This window comes from Candidatus Methylomirabilis sp., assembly GCA_036000645.1.
In the GTDB taxonomy this organism is placed as follows: domain Bacteria; phylum Methylomirabilota; class Methylomirabilia; order Methylomirabilales; family JACPAU01; genus JACPAU01.
In genome coordinates, this window is record DASYVA010000086.1 from 1 (window position 1) to 16,720 (window position 16,720).

The 16,720-nt window shown below is 71.3% G+C and carries 16 protein-coding genes; 6 read left to right on the forward strand and 10 right to left on the reverse strand.

Annotated elements, in window-relative coordinates; all coding sequences use genetic code 11:
• The 10 genes from VGT06_05065 to trxA form a co-directional block, all read right to left on the reverse strand.
• A partial coding sequence (locus VGT06_05065) for a 3',5'-cyclic-nucleotide phosphodiesterase (protein HEV8662501.1) occupies window positions 1–704 on the reverse strand: 704 nt, incomplete at its 3' end.
• Window positions 705–719: 15 nt separating this feature from the next.
• A complete protein-coding gene (gene trpA / locus VGT06_05070; protein ID HEV8662502.1) occupies window positions 720–1,532 on the reverse strand; it encodes a tryptophan synthase subunit alpha in 813 nt (270 codons plus the stop codon).
• A 2-nt stretch (window positions 1,533–1,534) separates the two neighbouring features.
• Complete coding sequence (gene trpB, locus VGT06_05075) at window positions 1,535–2,749, reverse strand: tryptophan synthase subunit beta (protein ID HEV8662503.1); 1,215 nt, start codon at window positions 2,747–2,749, stop codon at window positions 1,535–1,537.
• On the reverse strand, window positions 2,730–3,359 hold the full coding sequence (locus tag VGT06_05080) for a phosphoribosylanthranilate isomerase (GenBank protein HEV8662504.1): 630 nt from the start codon (window positions 3,357–3,359) through the stop codon (window positions 2,730–2,732). The genes trpB and VGT06_05080 overlap by 20 nt, the downstream gene beginning before the upstream one ends.
• Window positions 3,347–4,147, reverse strand: a complete 801-nt coding sequence (gene trpC / locus VGT06_05085) for an indole-3-glycerol phosphate synthase TrpC (GenBank protein HEV8662505.1) — start codon at window positions 4,145–4,147, stop codon at window positions 3,347–3,349. Before trpC ends, VGT06_05080 begins: the two co-directional genes overlap by 13 nt.
• Window positions 4,144–5,199 carry an anthranilate phosphoribosyltransferase gene (trpD, locus tag VGT06_05090; GenBank protein HEV8662506.1) on the reverse strand — a complete coding sequence of 352 codons (1,056 nt, stop codon included), beginning with the start codon at window positions 5,197–5,199 and terminating at the stop codon, window positions 4,144–4,146. Before trpD ends, trpC begins: the two co-directional genes overlap by 4 nt.
• Window positions 5,200–5,234: 35 nt before the next feature.
• Window positions 5,235–5,798, reverse strand: coding sequence for an aminodeoxychorismate/anthranilate synthase component II (locus VGT06_05095; GenBank protein ID HEV8662507.1), 564 nt, complete (start codon window positions 5,796–5,798; stop codon window positions 5,235–5,237).
• A 3-nt stretch (window positions 5,799–5,801) separates the two neighbouring features.
• Complete coding sequence (locus VGT06_05100; protein HEV8662508.1) at window positions 5,802–7,463, reverse strand: response regulator; 1,662 nt, start codon at window positions 7,461–7,463, stop codon at window positions 5,802–5,804.
• Between the two features lie 4 nt (window positions 7,464–7,467).
• The gene (gene trpE, locus VGT06_05105; GenBank protein HEV8662509.1) at window positions 7,468–8,958 is read right to left on the reverse strand and encodes an anthranilate synthase component I; all 1,491 of its coding nucleotides are present in this window, start codon (window positions 8,956–8,958) and stop codon (window positions 7,468–7,470) included.
• Between the two features lie 230 nt (window positions 8,959–9,188).
• The gene (trxA, locus tag VGT06_05110) at window positions 9,189–9,512 is read right to left on the reverse strand and encodes a thioredoxin (protein ID HEV8662510.1); all 324 of its coding nucleotides are present in this window, start codon (window positions 9,510–9,512) and stop codon (window positions 9,189–9,191) included.
• A gap of 379 nt (window positions 9,513–9,891) precedes the next feature.
• Here trxA and smc point away from each other — a divergent pair, with 379 nt between their 5' ends.
• From smc to VGT06_05140, 6 genes are all read left to right on the forward strand, one after another.
• The gene (gene smc, locus VGT06_05115; protein ID HEV8662511.1) at window positions 9,892–13,473 is read left to right on the forward strand and encodes a chromosome segregation protein SMC; all 3,582 of its coding nucleotides are present in this window, start codon (window positions 9,892–9,894) and stop codon (window positions 13,471–13,473) included.
• Window positions 13,473–13,832, forward strand: a complete 360-nt coding sequence (locus tag VGT06_05120) for a roadblock/LC7 domain-containing protein (protein HEV8662512.1) — start codon at window positions 13,473–13,475, stop codon at window positions 13,830–13,832. The genes smc and VGT06_05120 overlap by 1 nt, the downstream gene beginning before the upstream one ends.
• A 9-nt stretch (window positions 13,833–13,841) precedes the next feature.
• Window positions 13,842–14,762: a signal recognition particle-docking protein FtsY gene (gene ftsY, locus VGT06_05125; protein HEV8662513.1), complete on the forward strand. Its 921-nt coding sequence runs from the start codon at window positions 13,842–13,844 to the stop codon at window positions 14,760–14,762.
• Between the two features lie 95 nt (window positions 14,763–14,857).
• Window positions 14,858–16,000 (forward strand): bifunctional diaminohydroxyphosphoribosylaminopyrimidine deaminase/5-amino-6-(5-phosphoribosylamino)uracil reductase RibD, encoded by a 1,143-nt coding sequence (ribD, locus tag VGT06_05130; protein ID HEV8662514.1) that lies wholly within the window; start codon window positions 14,858–14,860, stop codon window positions 15,998–16,000.
• A complete protein-coding gene (locus tag VGT06_05135; protein ID HEV8662515.1) occupies window positions 15,985–16,581 on the forward strand; it encodes a riboflavin synthase in 597 nt (198 codons plus the stop codon). Before ribD ends, VGT06_05135 begins: the two co-directional genes overlap by 16 nt.
• A partial coding sequence (locus VGT06_05140) for a 3,4-dihydroxy-2-butanone-4-phosphate synthase (protein HEV8662516.1) occupies window positions 16,581–16,720 on the forward strand: 140 nt, incomplete at its 3' end. The genes VGT06_05135 and VGT06_05140, both read left to right, overlap by 1 nt.

The window sequence follows — 16,720 nt, forward strand, 5'->3', positions numbered from 1 at the left end:
CGGATTTCCTGCTGGATCTCGGTGATGAATTGGGGTTTCAGGTGATAGACGAAGACGGGAACTTCCCGGCCCAGCTTCACCAGCTCCCCTTCCAGGGTGTGGGGGGTGAGGTGGCTGCTCGCCTCGGCCAGGCGCTGGAGCCGGCTGGGGAAGGAGGTTTCCACCACGACGGCCGTGAGGGAGCGGGCCTGGCGGGCCACCCGCCAGACCTGGTCCGTAGGGCCCGTGTCGCCGATGTGCAGGACCGCCCGTCCGTCCCGCTCCACCAGGTAGGCGACGCAGGCCACCGTGTGGTGGACCCGGACCGGGGTGATGGCGAAGGGGCCCAGGAGCGTGGCCCGATCCTCCGGAAGGGACTGGAACGTCAGCACCGGGCCGTGGGCATCGACGATTTCGGTGAAGTCCGGCCACAGGACATTATTGAGGAGGGAGGCCTTCAGGCCGTCCAGGACCGGCTCGATGCTGTAGACGCCGACCGGACCCGTGCGCAGCCCGAACACGTTGTCGGCCAGGTGGGCCAGGCCCCGCGAGTGATCCAGATGGGAATGGGTGAGGAGGACGTGATCGATCCTGGCCTGGGACGCGATCTCCAGGGCGGCGGTGGCGGAGCCGGTATCGATGAGCAGGGTCCCGTCCAGCAGGAAGCTGGAAAGGCGGCACCCCGGCGTCTCCCCGCCGAAGCATCCCAGGACCTCATAGCGCATCCCGGCCTCCGCGGCCTACGCGCCGGGAGGGACGAGGCGCACCGCCCGGACGAGCCCCTCCACGAACACCCCCACCTGCTCCACCAGATCCGCCCGCCCCCGGAGCCGCTCTACCTGGTCCACGATGGCGGAACCGACGATCACCCCGTCCGCCACCGCCGCCACCTCCGCCGCCTGCGCCGGTGTCCCGATGCCGAAACCGACCACCACCGGCTTCCCCGTCAGGCCGCGCAGGGTCTGGACCGCTTCGCCGAGCCCCATCGGAAGGGCCGCCCGGGCCCCCGTCACCCCCTTCAGCGAGACGTAGTAGATGTATCCCCGGGACGCCTCCGCAATGATGCGGAGCCGCTCCGGCGGTGACGTCGGTGCGGCCAGGAAGACCGTGGCGACGCCGGCGCCGTCATTGGCGGCCAGGAACTCCCCCGCCTCTTCGGGCGGGAGGTCCGGAACGATGAGGCCATCCACCCCCGCCTGCCGGGCCGCCGCCGCGAAGGCCGCAGCTCCCATCCGGAGAAGGGGATTCACGTAGGACATGAGGACGAGGGGAATCTGGGAGGCTTGCCGAATCTCGGCGGCCCACCCGAGAACGGCCCGGAGGGTCGTCCCCCCCTCGAGGGCCCGCTGGGAGGCCCGCTGGATCGTCGTGCCATCGGCGAGCGGATCGGAGAAGGGCACCCCGAGCTCCACCAGGTCCGCCCCCCGCTTCTCGAACTCCAGGGCGAGTTGGACCGTCGTGGGCCCGTCCGGATCGCCGGCCGTGATGTAGGGGATGAGCGCCTTCCGCCCGCGCCGCCGGAGCTCCGCGAAGCAGGCGTCAATGCGGTTCACGCCTAGGCTCCCCTCCCCAGGAGCTCGGCGACGATCTGGACATCCTTGTCCCCCCGGCCCGACATGTTGATGACGCAGACCGCGTCCCGCGGGAGCGTCGGGGCCAGGCGCTCTGCATAGGCGACCGCGTGGGCGCTCTCCAGGGCCGGAATGATCCCCTCGGTCTCGCAGCAGAGCTGGAACCCCCGGAGAGCCTCCTCATCCGTCACCGAGACGTACTCGACCCGCCCGGCCTCGAAGAGGTAGGCGTGCTCCGGGCCCACGCTCGGGTAGTCCAGGCCCGCCGAGACGGAATGGGTGGTCTGGATCTGCCCGCCCTCGTCCTGCAGGACGTAGGAGCGGGTCCCGTGGAGGACCCCCACCCTCCCTCCCGCGAACCGCGCCGCGTGCTTGCCGCTGGCGATGCCCAGCCCTCCCGCCTCTACCCCGATCATCCGGACCGTCCGGTCCGGCAGGAAGGGGTGGAACAGGCCGATCGAGTTGCTGCCGCCCCCCACGCAGGCCAGCAGGACATCGGGCAGCCGCCCCTCCGCGAGGAGGATCTGGACCCGCATCTCGCGTCCGATGATCACTTGGAAGTCCCGGACCATGAGCGGGTAGGGATGCGCGCCCAGGACGGAGCCCAGGACGTAGTGCGTGTCTCCCACGTTCGTCACCCAGTCCCGCATGGCCTCATTGATCGCATCCTTGAGGGTCCGGCTCCCGGCCTCCACCGGCGTCACCTTCGCTCCGAGGAGACGCATGCGGAACACGTTCAGGGCCTGCCGGCGCATGTCCTCGGTCCCCATGTAGACCTCGCAGGTGAGGCCCAGCAGGGCCGCCGCCGTGGCCGTGGCGACCCCGTGCTGCCCGGCACCGGTCTCGGCGATCACCCGGCCTTTCCCCATCCGCTTCGCCAGCAGCACTTGCCCGATCGTGTTGTTGATCTTGTGCGCCCCGGTGTGACAGAGGTCCTCCCGCTTCAGGTAGATGCGGGGCCCGCCGAAGCGGGCGGTCATTCGGGCCGCGAAGCTCAGCGGCGTGGGCCGACCCACGTAGCGGTGGAGCAACCCCTCGAGCTCGGCCCGGAAGGCGGGGTCGCGCTGGGCCTCCCGGTACGCCTTCTCCAGCTCGGCCAGGGCGGCCATCAGCGTTTCCGGGACGAACTTCCCCCCGTACGGGCCGAAGTGGCCCTCCGGGTCGGGCAGGACAGGCACCTCAGGCCGAGATCGCTGCATGGCTCTCCCGCACCCGCGCCACGAAGGCGCGCACCCGGGCGTGGTCCTTCAGGCCCGGTGCCCGCTCCACGCCGCTGCTGCAATCGACGGCGTAGGGGCGAACCGCGGCCACCACCTCGGCGACGTTCTCTGGGGTGAGTCCCCCGGACACCACGACGCGGCCGAGCCGCTGGGCAGCCCGGAGCAGCTCGAGGGAGACGCGCCGGCCCGTCCCCCCGATCCGGTCCTCGGCGTAGGCGTCGAGGAGAAAGGCGTGCGCGGGGTAGCCGGCCAGCCCCACCAGGCTCCCCGCATCCCGCACCCGAATGGTCCGGATCACCCGGACGGGAACCGCCGCGGCGAACGCGGCATCCTCGTCCCCGTGGAGCTGCACCGCCCCGAGGCCGCAGGCCTGCACGGTCGCGCGGACCTCCGGCAGGGACGTCCCGGCAAAGACCCCGACCGGCACGATGAACGGGGGGAGCCCCCGGATAATCGCCTGGGCCGCCTCCGGGGAGAGGCAGCGGGGCGTACCGGGCACGAAGATGAAGCCGAGCGCATCGGCTCCGGCCGCCACCGAAGCCTCGGCGTCTTCCCGGTTCGTGATCCCGCAGATCTTCACCCGGACCATGCGCCCCCCAGGAGGGCCCGCAGCGCTGCCCCGGGGCTTTCCGCCCGGAGCAGGGCCTCCCCCACCAGCACCGCGTCCACCCCGGCAGCCTCCAGCCGGGCCACGTCGGCCCGGGAGGCGATGCCGCTCTCGCTCACCACCGGGACCTCCGCGGGGATCTTGGGGAGGAGGTCGAAGGTGACACCCAGATCCACGCGGAAGGTCCGGAGGTCTCGGTTGTTGATCCCCAGGATCCGCGCCCCGGCGCCCAGCGCGATCTCCAGCTCGGCCGTGGTGTGGACCTCGGTCAGCGCCGCCAGTCCGATCTCGCCGGACAGGCCCAGCAGCTCGCGGAGCAGGGGCGGCTCCAGGGCGGCCACGATCAGGAGGAGCGCATCCGCGCCCAGCGCCCGGGTCTCGTACACCTGGTAGGGATCCAGGATGAAATCCTTCCGGAGGGTCGGCAGGCCGCCTGCCCGCCGCGCCGCCCCCAGGTGCTCGGGGGCTCCCTGGAAGAAGGGCCCATCGGTCAGGACCGAGAGGGCGCTGGCACCCGCCTCCGCGTAGGCGGCGGCGAGGCCGGCCGGATCGAAGGGCTCCCGGAGCACGCCGGCGGAGGGAGAGGCTCGCTTCACCTCCGCGATGGCCCGAATCGGGGCCGGCGCCCCCCGCCCCCGGCGGATCGCCCCGGCGAAATCCCGGAGCGGGGGCGCGGCGGCGGCGGCCGCCCGCAGCTCGCGGAGCGGACGGGCAGTCCGCGCGGCGGCCACCGCCTCCCGTTTCGCCGCCAGGATCCGGTCCAGGATCATGCGGTGCCTTCCCGCTGGGAGAACTCCACCATCCGCTCGAGCTTCGCCAGCGCGGCACCACTGTCGATGCTGTGCGCCGCGGTCGCCACCCCCTCCCGGATGTCCCGGGCCTTCCCGCCGGCAGCGATGGCTGCCCCGGCGTTCAGGAGAACGATGTCCCGCCGCGGGCCCTGCTCCCCCTTCAGCAGCGACCGGATGATCTGCGCGTTCTCGGCGGCGTTCCCCCCCTGCAGGTCCTTCAGGGTGGCCCGCCGCACGCCGAAGTCCTCGGGGCGGACGGTGTACGTATGGACCCGGTTGTCCCGGATCTCGGCGATCCGCGTCTCCGCGGTGACGGTGACCTCGTCCAGCCCGTCCTCCCCGTGCACCACGAACGCCCGGAAGGAACCCAGCTCGTTCAGCACGTGGGCCATCGTCTCGGTCAGGTGCCCGGCGTAGACGCCGATGACCTGGGCGGAGGCTCTGGCCGGATTGGTGAGCGGCCCCAGGATGTTGAAGACCGTCCGGATCCGGATCTCCTTGCGCGCCAGCATCACGTAGCGCATCGCCTTGTGCAGGAGCGGGGCGAAGAGGAAGCCGATCCCGACCTCGTCGATACACCGCCCCACCTTCTCGGGGGGGAGGTCCAGGTTGACCCCCAGGGCCTCGATCACATCGGCGCTGCCGCACAGACTCGAGACCGAGCGGTTCCCGTGCTTGGCCACCGGGATCCCGGCGCCCGCGACCACGAACGCCGTCGCGGTGGACACGTTGAAGGTCCCGGCGGCGTCCCCCCCGGTTCCACAGGTGTCCACCAGCATCTCCCGCTCCGTTCCCGAGAGGGACGCGGCGACCCGGTGCTTCGTGCGGACCGGCGTCACCTTCTCCCGCATCACCTTGGCGAACCCGGTCAGCTCCGGGACCGTCTCGCCCTTCATGCGCAGGGCGGTGAGCAGCCCGGCAATCTGGGCGTCGGTGGCCTGCCCCGACATGATCTGATCCATGACGGCGTAGGCTTCCTCCGCCGTCAAATGCTGCCCCTCGACCACCTTCCGGATGGCATCCTGAACCATGGCTCCCCCTTAAGGGACAGACGCCTCGCCGCGTCCTACCCCGTGAGGAAATTGCGCAGCAGAGCCTTCCCGGGCCGCGTCAGGATGGACTCGGGGTGGAACTGCACCCCCTCGAGGGGAAACGTCCGGTGCCGGAGACCCATGATCTCCCCCTCGGGCGTCTCGGCCGAGACCTCCAGGCAGGCAGGGAGGGTGGCCCGTTCCACGATCAGGCTGTGATAGCGCGTGGCCTCGAAGGGGCAGGGCAGTCCGGCGAAGATGGTCCGCCCGTCGTGCCGGATGGGCGAGGTCTTCCCATGCATGAGCCGGTCGGCCTGGACGATCCGTCCCCCCAACGCCTGCCCCAGGCACTGGTGCCCCAGACAGACCCCCAGGATCGGCAACCGGCCAGCCAACGCCTGGATCAGGGCGCACGAAACGCCCGCCTCGGTCGGGGTGCAGGGCCCCGGAGAGATCACCATCCGCCTCGGCCGCAGCTCCGACACCTCCTCCACCGTGATCCGATCGTTCCGGACGACCCGGACCTCCGCCCCCAGCTCCCCGAGGTACTGCACCAGGTTGTACGTGAAGGAGTCGTAGTTGTCGATGACGAGAACCACGGGTCACCTCCCGGGAGCCGCCGCTCGCACGCGATCGGGCTGCAGGGGGATGGTGAAGGAGAAGGTGCTCCCCCGTCCCACGGTGCTCTGCACCCAGATCCGCCCGCCATGCGCTTCCACCGCCAGCTTGCAGAAGGTGAGGCCCAGGCCCTTGTTCAACCTCGGGCCCGGCCGGGCCGTGTCCACCTGGCCGAACTTCTCGAAGATTTTCTGGTGGTAGGCCTCCGGGATCCCCTCCCCCTCGTCCGTCACGTCCACCTGCACCGCCCCGCTCCCGTCCGCAAGCGCAGCCCGCACCTCGATCCTGGTCTTCGGCGGGGAATGCTCCAGGGCGTTACTCAGCAGGTTGGCCAGGACCCGCCGCATCAGGTCGGCGTCGGCCGGGACCAGGGGGAGGTCCTCCGGGACGTCCGTCCCGAGCTGGATCCCTTCCTCCTCCGCCTGCACCTGAAGCTCCCCCACGACCGACCCCACCAGGTCGGTCAGGGCGAGCGGCTCCCGGGTCAGCCGGAGCTTCCCCTCCTCCATGCTGCTGATGTCCAGGAGATTGGCCACCAGGGTCATCAGGCTCCGGCAGCTCCGCATGGCGTCGCCGACGTGCCGGCCCCACTTGGCCGCCGCGGCCCCTTCGGGGGCATCCAGCATGTCCAGGTTCAGGACGATGCTGGTAAGCGGGGCCTTCAGGTCGTGGACCACGAGCTGGGTCAGGTCGTCCTTGGTCTGCTCCAGGCGCTTCAGGTCGGCGAGCTGCTGGCTCACTCGGCGGTATAGCTTCGCGTTCTCGATGGCCACCGCCGCCTGGCTCCCGATGGCCTGGAGGAGCCGCTGGTCCTCCTGATCGTAGGGCCGGGCGCCCCGCTTGTTCATCACCTCGATGACCCCGATGGTCGCTCCCTTCAGGCGCAGCGGGACGCAGAGGACCGACGTGGTCACGAACCCCGTGCTGGCGTCCACGTCTCCCAGAAAGCGGGGATCCCGGGTCGCGTCCGGGATGCAGAGGGGTTCCCCGTGCTCCGCCACCCAGCCGGCGATCCCCTGGCCCCGCTTCAGGCGGAACTCCTTGGCCTCCTCCCCCCGCTCCCCGAGCGCCACCTCGAAGACCAGATCCCCCGTGCCCTCCTCTACCAGGAGGAGGGAGGAGGCCTCCGAGTGCAGCGCGTCCCTGGCAGCGGCGATGAGGGCGGCCAGGATCGCCCGCAGGTCCAGCGTCGAGCTGATGGTCTCCCCCACCTGCTTGAGGATGACCACCTCGTGGATCTTCTCCGAGAGCTCCAGCATCAGGCTCTTGTTCCGCAAATCCAGCCGGCGGCGCTCCTCCGCCCGGCGGACGGCGCTGACGATCTGCTCGGGGGGGAACGGCTTCTGGATGAAGTCGTAGGCGCCCCGCTTCAAGGCCTCGATGGCCGCATCCAGGGAGGCATGGCCGGTCACGATGATGACCGGGAGCTCCGGGTCCAGGCCCTTGATGAGGGGAAGCATGTCCAGCCCCGATCCTCCGGGCAGGTGGAGATCCAGGAGGATGACGTCCGCCAGGTGCGCCCGGATCCGGTCGAAGATCTCCTTGCCGTCGGGGAGGCCCGTCACCTCGAAACCGGCCTGGGTGAGGATGTCCCGGGCCTGTTCCCGGATCAGCCGGTCGTCGTCCACCACCAGGACCCGCGCCATCCCCCTACCCCTCGAGCCCCGTCTCGGCCATGGCCACCGCCCGCAGCATCGCCTCCGCCTTGCTCGCGGTCTCCTGGTACTCCCGCGCCGGGTCCGAGTCGGCCACAATCCCGGCGCCCGCCTGGATGTACGCCCGCCCGGGGCGGCAGAGGATGGTCCGGATCGTGATGCAGGTGTCCATGTTTCCCGAGAAGGAGAAGTAGCCCACCGCTCCGGCGTAGGGCCCCCGCTTGACCGGCTCCAGCTCCTCGATGATCTCCATCGCCCGGATCTTCGGGGCCCCGGTGACCGTCCCGGCCGGGAAGCAGGCCCGGAGCAGGTCGAAGGCATCCCGGTCCGCCCGGAGGCGGGCCCGGACGTTGCTGACGATGTGCATGACGTGGGAGTAGCGCTCGGTCACCATGAGCTCGTTGACCTCCACGCTCCCCACCTCCGCCACCCGGCCGACGTCGTTGCGCCCCAGATCCACCAGCATGATGTGCTCGGCCCGCTCCTTCGGATCGGCCAGCAGTTCCTGCTCCAGCCGCCGGTCCTCCGCCTCGTCCCGCCCCCGCGGGCGGGTCCCGGCGATGGGCCGGAGGTCGATGCCTCCCTCCTCCAGCCGGACGAGGACCTCCGGGGAGGACCCCACGAGGCGCAGGTCTCCCAGGCGGAGGTAGTACATGTAGGGGGAGGGGTTGATGATCCGGAGGGCCCGGTAGATGTCGAAGGGCTCGGCGTTGGTGGAGACCTCCAGGCGTCGGGAGAGAACGCTCTGGATGATATCCCCCGCCCGCACGTACTCCTTGCAGCGCCGCACGGCCTCCTCGAAGGCCTCCCGGGTCAGGGTGGAGCGGGGGGCCGCACGCGGCCCGGCCGGCGACGCGGGGGGACGCACCGGGACCGGCTTGCGTAGCTCCCCCACGATGGCCTCGATGCTCTGGACCGCCTCCTCGTACGCCCGCTCCAGTCCGTCTGGGGAGGGGTCCGTGATGTGCGCGTTGCTCACCACCGTGATCCGCTGGCGGAGGTTATCGAAGATCAGGAGGGTATCGGTGAAGAGGAAGCAGGCGTCCGGAAGGTCCAGGTCGTCCCGGGTGGCGTCGGGGAGCTTCTCGAAGAAGCGGGCCGCATCGTAGCCGAGGTAGCCGACCAGGCCGCCGAAGAACCGCGGCGACCCTGGAACCCGCACCGGGCGGTAGGGGGCCAGCTGGGCCTTCAGGAGGGCCAGCGGATCAGCCGGCATGGGGAGGGGCTGGACCTCCCCGCCCCGCAGCAGCTCGACCCGCGCGCCCTTCGTTCGCACGACCAGGAGCGGGTGACTCCCCAGGAACGAGTACCGGGCCCACTTCTCCCCCCCCTGGACGCTCTCCAGGAGGAAGGCGTACTCCCCGGAGTCGATCTTCCGAAAGGCCGACACGGGGGTCTCCATGTCGGCCAGGATCTCCCGGCTGACCGGGATGAGGTTCCCCTCGCGGCTGAGCCGACAGAACTCCTCAAAGCTGGGTCGGTACATGGGGATGGCCCTCGGGAGCGCGGGTCCAGAGTCCGAATACGCTACCATGTTTACTCGGAAGGGTCAAGCAACTCCCTGGCCAAAAACAAGGAGTTGCACGACGATTCGGAGGCAGGACGCGAGGGTCACCAGCGGTGGGGCGTGCAGAGGACCGGGCCGTCCGCCGGACGGCGGCGACTCGGGAGGAAACTGTCGGATGGGAGATGAACGGTCGACTCGTTGCGCATCGGCTAAAGGTGCTGCTCGATCTTTGCCTTGAGAACCCCCTTCGGCACCGCACCGATGACCTGGTCCACCCGCGCCCCTCCCTTGAAGATGAGGAGCGTCGGAATGCTGCGAATCCCGAAGCGGGCCGGGATGTCCCGATTCTCGTCCACGTTCAGCTTGGCAACGGTCAGCCGCCCGGCATACTCCCGGGCCAGATCTTCCAAGATGGGGGCGATGACTCGGCACGGACCGCACCAGTCGGCCCAGAAGTCCACAACCGTGAGTCCTCCCTCCTTCACCTGGCGGTCAAAGTCCTGGTCGGTCACGGTGACGATTCCCGCTGCCACGATCCGCCTCCTCCCCCGCGCGGGGCACTCGCAGCCTACCCAAGGGCCGCGGCCCTGTCAAGGACACGCCCCCCACCCTGCCGGGGACCCCCCCAAGCAAGCAGATGCGGGGCGGGAGACGGACGATGCGCGCCTACCAGGTGCCCGGCAGAGCTCCTGCTCCTCCCAAGCCCTGCCCAAGGGCTTGTCCTCCCCCTCTCCGGAACCTGCCCGCCACCCTCCCCGTAGGCACTCCCATCCAGCCTGCCGGATACAAGATATTGTGGTGGGAAGGCCCTCTCCCCCCCGGATTTCGCTGTTTTATCCTTGACACGCCGTAAAACGGTGTGGTAGCGTCCCGCCGACTTCGACTTTGCAGAAACCCCTGTCGTGGAGAGCGATGTATCTTTCAGAGCTTACCCTCGTTGGCTTCAAGTCATTTGTTGAAAAAGTTTCGATTCAGTTCCGGCCAGGCCTCACCGCCATCGTTGGACCGAACGGCTGCGGGAAGAGCAATATCGGGGACGCCATCCGGTGGGTCCTCGGGGAGCAGAGCGCAAAGCTGCTCCGCGGGGACCGGATGGAAGACCTGATCTTCGCTGGAAACGCCCTCCGCAAACCCGTGGGCATGGCGGAGGTCACCCTCACCCTCCAGAACGCCGACGGAGCCCTTCCGACCCTCCCCGCCGAAGTGAGCGTCGCGCGCCGCCTGTACCGCTCGGGCGAGAGCGAGTACCTTCTCAACAATGCTCCGTGTCGGCTCCGGGATATCACCGACCTGTTCCTGGATACGGGCCTGGGGGCCGAGCCGTACGCCCTTATCGAGCAGGGAAAGATTCAGTCCCTCATCGCCGCCCGGCCGACCGAGCGCCGCGCCCTCCTGGAGGAGGCCGCCGGGATCATGAAGTACAAGGTCCGGCGGCAGGCCGCCGTGACCAAGCTCGCGGCAGCGGAGCAGAACCTCACCCGTGTGAGTGACATCCTCGGGGAGCTGGAACGCCAGCGGACCTCGCTGCAGCGGCAGGCGCGCAAGGCGGAGCGGGTGAAGACCCTGCAGGAGCGCGCGGCCGATCTGCGCCTCTGGCTCCGCGTGCAGGAGGGCTCCCGCCTCCGCCAGGCGGCGGAAGCCGCCGCGACCCAGATCCGGGAGGCCCAGGAGACGCGGGACGCCCTGGCGACCGAGGTGCGGGCGCTGGAGGCCCGGCTCGAGGAGGCCCGCCTGGGCGATCTCACCGAGGAGCGGGCCATCGCGGCGATCCGGGAGGATCTCTTCCGCCTCCGAACAGGGTTGGAGCGGGACGAGAGCGAGCTGAAGCACACAGACCTCCAGCAGGCGACCCTCCGGGAGCGAGAGGCGGAGCTCCGCGCCGCCATCAGCCGCCTCAGCGAGCGGCTTTCGCATCTCGCGGTCGAGACCGCGACGGAGGAAGCGCAGGGGAAGGACCTCCTCACCGCCCTGGAGAATCAGCAGACCGCCCTGCAGCGCCTCACCGCCGAGCAGGCGGCTCTCGAGGCGCGCGTGGCGGAGGCGGCGGCGCGGGCCGAAGGGACGCGCCGGGCCCTGATCGCCCACGCCGCCACCCTGGCGACGGAGCGCAACCGCGTCCGGAACCTGCAGAGCCGGGAAGCGGAGCTGCGCGCAGCGAGCCGCCGGGTGAAGGGCCAGCTGGACCTGAGTCGGACGGGCCATCACGCGCTGGAGGGGCGCCTGGCCGCCGCCGCCGCCCGCCTCGCGCAGGCCGAGGCGACCTTGGCCTCGCTGACCCAGGAGCGGGCGCGGGGACAGGAGGAGCGGGTCGCGGCGGCGCGTGCCCTCGAGGCGGCGAACGAGAAGCGCCTCCAGCAGCGGGAGGATCTGGGCCGCGTCCAGAGCCGACTCGAGGCGTTGCACGACCTGGAGCAGACCTTCACCGGCTTCGAGGAGGGGGCCCGGTCCCTGCTCGGCGAACACCGGAAGGGCACCCGCATCGGGGCGGCCATCCGGGCCGCCCTCAGCGAGGTCATCCGGGTACCCGCCCCCTACGAGCGGGCCTTGGAAGCGCTGCTCGGAGGTCTCCTGCAGGGCCTTCTCACGACGGGCGTCGCGGAGGCTCGGACGGCGCTCGCGCACCTGGCCGGAGCAGGCCCCGGGCGGGCGACCCTCCTGCTCCCGGGAAGCCACCGCTCCCCCCGCACCTGGCCCTCGCCTCCGCCGGGGACCCGCGTCCTCGGCCCCGCCCTCGCCCTCGTCCGGGTCGCCCCGGAGGCGGCCGAGACCCTGGCCGGCCTCCTCGGGGATGCCCTGGTCGTGGAGGACCTGGACGCGGCCTTCACGCTGGCCCCGCTTCTCGAGGCGCCGTGGGCTCTGGCGACGCTGGCCGGAGAGGTCCTGACGGACCGCGGGGTCCTGACGGGAGGGGCCGCCCAGACCGGGGGGCTGCTCGCCCGGCGCCGCCAGGTGGAGGAGCTGGCGGCGGAGCGGGAAGCCCAGGCTCACGCGCTCACCGAGACCGAGGCCGCCTGTGGCCTCAGGGCCGAGGCCCTCGGAGGGGTGGAGCGGCGGCTCCAGGAGCTGGGAGAGGCCGTGGAGGCGGCGGAGCGGGAGCGTCGAGAGGCGGAGCGCGCCTTCGCGGAAGCCCGGGGCGAGGGATCCCGCATCTTCAGCCAGATCGAGCTGTTTGCCTCCGAGCTGAGCAGCACCGAGGGAGAGTTGGCCCGGATCCGCCAGGAAGGGCAGGCTGCCGAGCGCGCCGCCGCCGCCCAGGAAGCCGAGGAGGGGCGCCTGCAGGAAGAGGCCGCCGCCGCCGAGGCCGAGCTGAAGGGGGCACAGGAACACCGGGAGGCGGCGCGCACTGCCGCCGCGGAAGGGCGGGCGACCGTCGGGGCCCTCGGCGAGCGGCGGGAGGCAGGCCTGCAGGGGCTCGCCCGCCTTCGCCTGGAGCGAGAGGGGGCGGAAGCGGAGCGGGCCCGGACGGATCGCGAGCTGGCAGAAGCGATCAGCCGGCAGGCGGCGCTGGGGGTAGAGGCCGTCGCCCTCCGGGAGCGCCTCCTCGGGACCCGCCGCGAAGAGGCGGTGGCGGCCGAGGCTGTCCGGGCCAGGGAGGAGGTCCGGGCCGCGGCCCAGGAGCGGCTGCGGGAAGAGGAGGAGGGCCTCCGCCAGGCCCGACGGCGGGAGGCCGAGGCGGCCGAGCGGGTCGCGCGCAGCCAGGCTCGGGAGGCCGAGATCCAGACCGAGTTCACCCTGCTGCGCCAGACGATCCAGGAAGAGAGCGGCTCCAACCTGGAGGAGGCCGCCGGCCGCTTCGCCGGTGCGGCGCTGGAGCCCGAGGCGGTCCGGGCCGAGCTCGAAGCGGTGAAGGAGAAGCTCCGGGACGCCGGGCCCGTGAACATGGCCGCGCTCGAGGAGTTCAGCGCGCTGACGGAGCGCGTGCAGTTCCTGGAGAGCCAGGGGGCGGACCTGCGGGCCTCGGTGGGTTCGCTGCGGGCCACCATCGTGGAGATCGAGCGGACGATCGCCGGTCGGTTCGCGGCCACCCTGGAGGAGGTCACCCGCCACTTCACCCGGTACTGGCAGCGCCTCTTCAACGGCGGGGAGGCGCAGCTCTACCTGCAGGAGGAGGAGGGGGAGTTGGAGCCGGGGGTGGAGATCCGCGTCCGGATTCCCGGCAAGCGAATGGTCAACCTCACCCTCCTCTCCGGCGGGGAGAAGGCCCTAGGCGCCCTCGCGTTCCTCATGGCCCTCTTCTCGGTGCGGCCCAGCCCCTTCTGCCTCCTGGACGAGGTGGACGCCGCCCTCGATGAACCGAACGTCGAGCGCTTCGTCGGCATGCTGCGGGACCTGACCGCCACGACCCAGACCATCGTCGTCACGCACAACCCCCGGACGATGGAGGCGGCCGACATCCTCTACGGGGTCACCATGGAGGAGCCCGGCGTCTCCAAGATCGTCTCGGTGGCCCTCGCCCAGGAGACCCCGGGCCGGCCGGCCGCCGTGGAGGCCTGATGGCTTTCGAGGTCGCCCTCCGGAGCCTGCTGGAACGGGCCGCCGGGGTCCGCGGCTGCGTCCTCCTGGACGGGGACGGCATCCTCCTCGCCTCCGCCCTGGCCACCCCCGATGTGAACGGCGAGGACCTTGGCGCCCGCTGCGGCCTTCTCCTCCGGGAGCTCGCGACCGTGACTCCCCGGCTCGGGAGCGGGCCCCTCCGGGTAACCATCCTCGATGCCGAGCGCGGATCCGTCGTCCTGGTTCCCCTCCGGGGCAACTACGGCCTTGCCCTCCTCCTGGAGCGGGACGGCAATCTCGGTCAGGCCCTCTTCGAGGCCCGCAAGGTCGGCTTCGCCCTGGACGCTGCCCTCGCCTGAGCCCATCCGGTGACCGAAGACCCCACTCTCCTCACCCGCCTCCGAGCGGGCCTCCAGAAGACCCACCAGGCCCTCCGAGCCCAGGTCGCCACCCTCTTCGGCAGCGGACCCGTCGATGCCGCCACCCTGGACGGGCTGGAGGAAGCCCTCCTGCAGGCCGATACCGGGGTCCCCATGGCCGCGGCGCTGCTGCAGGCCCTCCGGCAGCGGGCGCGGACCGGCAGCCTCCCGGATGCGCCGGCCGTCCGGGCCGCCCTTCGCGAGGAGATCGCGAGCCGCTTGACGGTCCCGGAGCCGCCTCCCCGCCCCCCTGCGCAGCCCTGGGTCGTCCTGGTCCTGGGGGCGAACGGGTCCGGGAAGACCACGGCCATCGGCAAGCTGGCCCACCGTGCGGTGACCTCGGGGGAGCGGGTCCTCCTGGGCGCAGCCGACACCTTCCGCGCCGCCGGCATCGAGCAACTGAAGGCCTGGGGCGAGCGGAGCGGCGCCGAGGTGATCGCCCACCAGCCCGGAGCAGACCCCACAGCGGTCATCTTCGATACGCTCCATGCCGCCCGGGCCAGAAGCGCGCACCGCGTCCTGATCGACACCGCCGGGCGCCTCCACACCCAGCGCAATCTGATGGAGGAGCTCCGCAAGATGACCCGGGTGCTGGGGCGGGAAGTGCCCGGGGCCCCCCACGAGGTCCTCCTGGTCCTGGATGCGACCACGGGGCGGAGCGCGGTCGCCCAGGCGCGGGAATTCCACCTCGTCGCCCCCCTCACCGGCCTCATCCTGGCGAAGCTGGACGGCACTGCGAAGGGGGGAGCGATCCTGGGGATCGTGGAGGCGCTGCGGGTTCCGGTTCGCTTCCTCGGTGTGGGGGAAGGCCTCGAGGACCTCGCGCCCTTCTCCCCGAGCGCTTTCGCCGCCGCATTTCTGCCGGACTGAGCCCCCGCTTGCTTGACACGTCCGGAGCCGGCTGTTAGGCTGAACGGGTAACGTCCCGAATTCGCGGACTTCCGCGATGCCCTGGGGTGGGATCCATGACGCGCGAAAAGGCCGGCGACCGGGCGTTTATGCTCCGCGCCCTCGAGCTGGCGCAGGGGGGGCGGGGCCGGGTAAGCCCGAACCCGATGGTCGGGGCGGTCCTGGTGAGGGAGGGGCGGATCGTTGGGGAGGGCTTCCACGTCCGCGCCGGGGCCCCGCACGCCGAGGTGATGGCCCTGGAGGCGGCCGGGGAGTCCGCGCAGGGGGCCACCCTCTACGTGAGCCTGGAACCCTGCTGCCACCAGGGAAGAACACCCCCTTGCGTCCCTCGAATCGTGGCCAGCGGAGTGCGGCGGCTCGTGGCAGCGACGCTGGACCCGAATCCCCGGGTGGCGGGCCGCGGGGTGGCGCTCCTGCGGGAGGCCGGGGTGATCGCCGAGGTCGGGGTGCTCGAGCCCGAGGCGGTCCGCCTGAACGAGGTGTTCTTCACGTACATGACGAGCGGTCGGCCCTTCGTCACCCTGAAGGCCGCCGTGAGCCTCGACGGGAAGATCGCCACGGTCACGGGAGAGTCGCGGTGGATCACGGGGGAACTGGCCCGGCGCCGGGCCCACGAGATGCGGAACGAGGTGGATGCGGTGCTGGTGGGGATCGGGACCATTCTCCGGGATGACCCCCTCCTCACGACCCGCCTGGGTGTTCCGGGGGAGCGGGACCCGGTGCGCGTCATCGTGGACAACCTGGCCCGCCTCCCGGTGAAGGCCCGGGTGCTCAACCCTGCCTCGGCAGCGCCCACCCTGGTCGCAGTCGGCCCGAGGGCGGCCGCCTCCAGGGTGGAGCGCCTCCGGGAGGCCGGGGCCACGGTCCTGGTCCTGGAACAGAGTGCCCGGCGCATCTCCCTGGCGGCGCTGGTGGAGGCCCTGGCGGCCCGGGAGATCACGAGCATACTCATCGAGGGCGGGGCGGAGATCCATGCCTCCGCCCTCGCCGAGGGGATCGTCGACAAGGTGGCCCTCTTCCTCGCCCCCCTCCTCATCGGGGGGAAGATGGCCCCAGGCGCCGTGGGCGGGCCCGGGATCGAGAAGCTGGCGGATGCGATTCGCCTGCGGGATGTCCGCTTCACCCCGCTGGGCGAGGACCTCCTGGTGGAAGGGTACGTGCAGGGCCCCCTGGGAGTTGACCGGTGTTCACGGGCCTGATCGAGGAGATCGGAACGGTCCTCCGGACGATCCCCGGCGATCGGAGCCTGGGCCTGGTCATTTGTGCCCGGCGGATCTTGGAGGATCTGGCGGTGGGGGGGAGCATCGCGGTGGACGGTGCCTGTCTCACCGTCGCGGCCCGGGATGCCGTCACCTTCACCGTGGAACTCTCCGAGGAGACCCTGAAGCGCACCACGCTCGGGCAGCTCCGGGGTGCGGCTCCCGTCAACCTGGAGCGTCCCCTGACCCCGGCGGCACGGCTCGGGGGACACTTCGTGACCGGACACGTGGACGGCGTCGGTACCCTCCTCGGCCGGGAAGGTCGGGGAGCTTCCCACTGGTTCCGATTCGCCGTCCCGGCCGACCTCGAGCCCCTGCTGGTCCCCAAGGGGTCCGTGGCCGTCGATGGCGTGAGCCTCACCGTGGCGGCGCTGGAGGCGGGGGCCTTCGCCGTGGCGCTGATCCCCCATACGCTCGCGGCCACCACCCTGGGAGGCAAGCAACCGGGAGACCCCGTAAACCTGGAGACTGACATCCTGGGCAAGTACGTGCAGCGCATGCTCGCGCTGGGAGCCGCTTGATGCCCTTCGCCACGGTCGAGGACGCGCTCGCCGCCATCCGGGCGGGCCGGATGGTCATCGTCGTGGACGACGAGGACCGGGAGAACGAGGGGGACCTCACGCTCGCCGCCGAGCGGGTCACCCCCGAGGCGGTGAACTT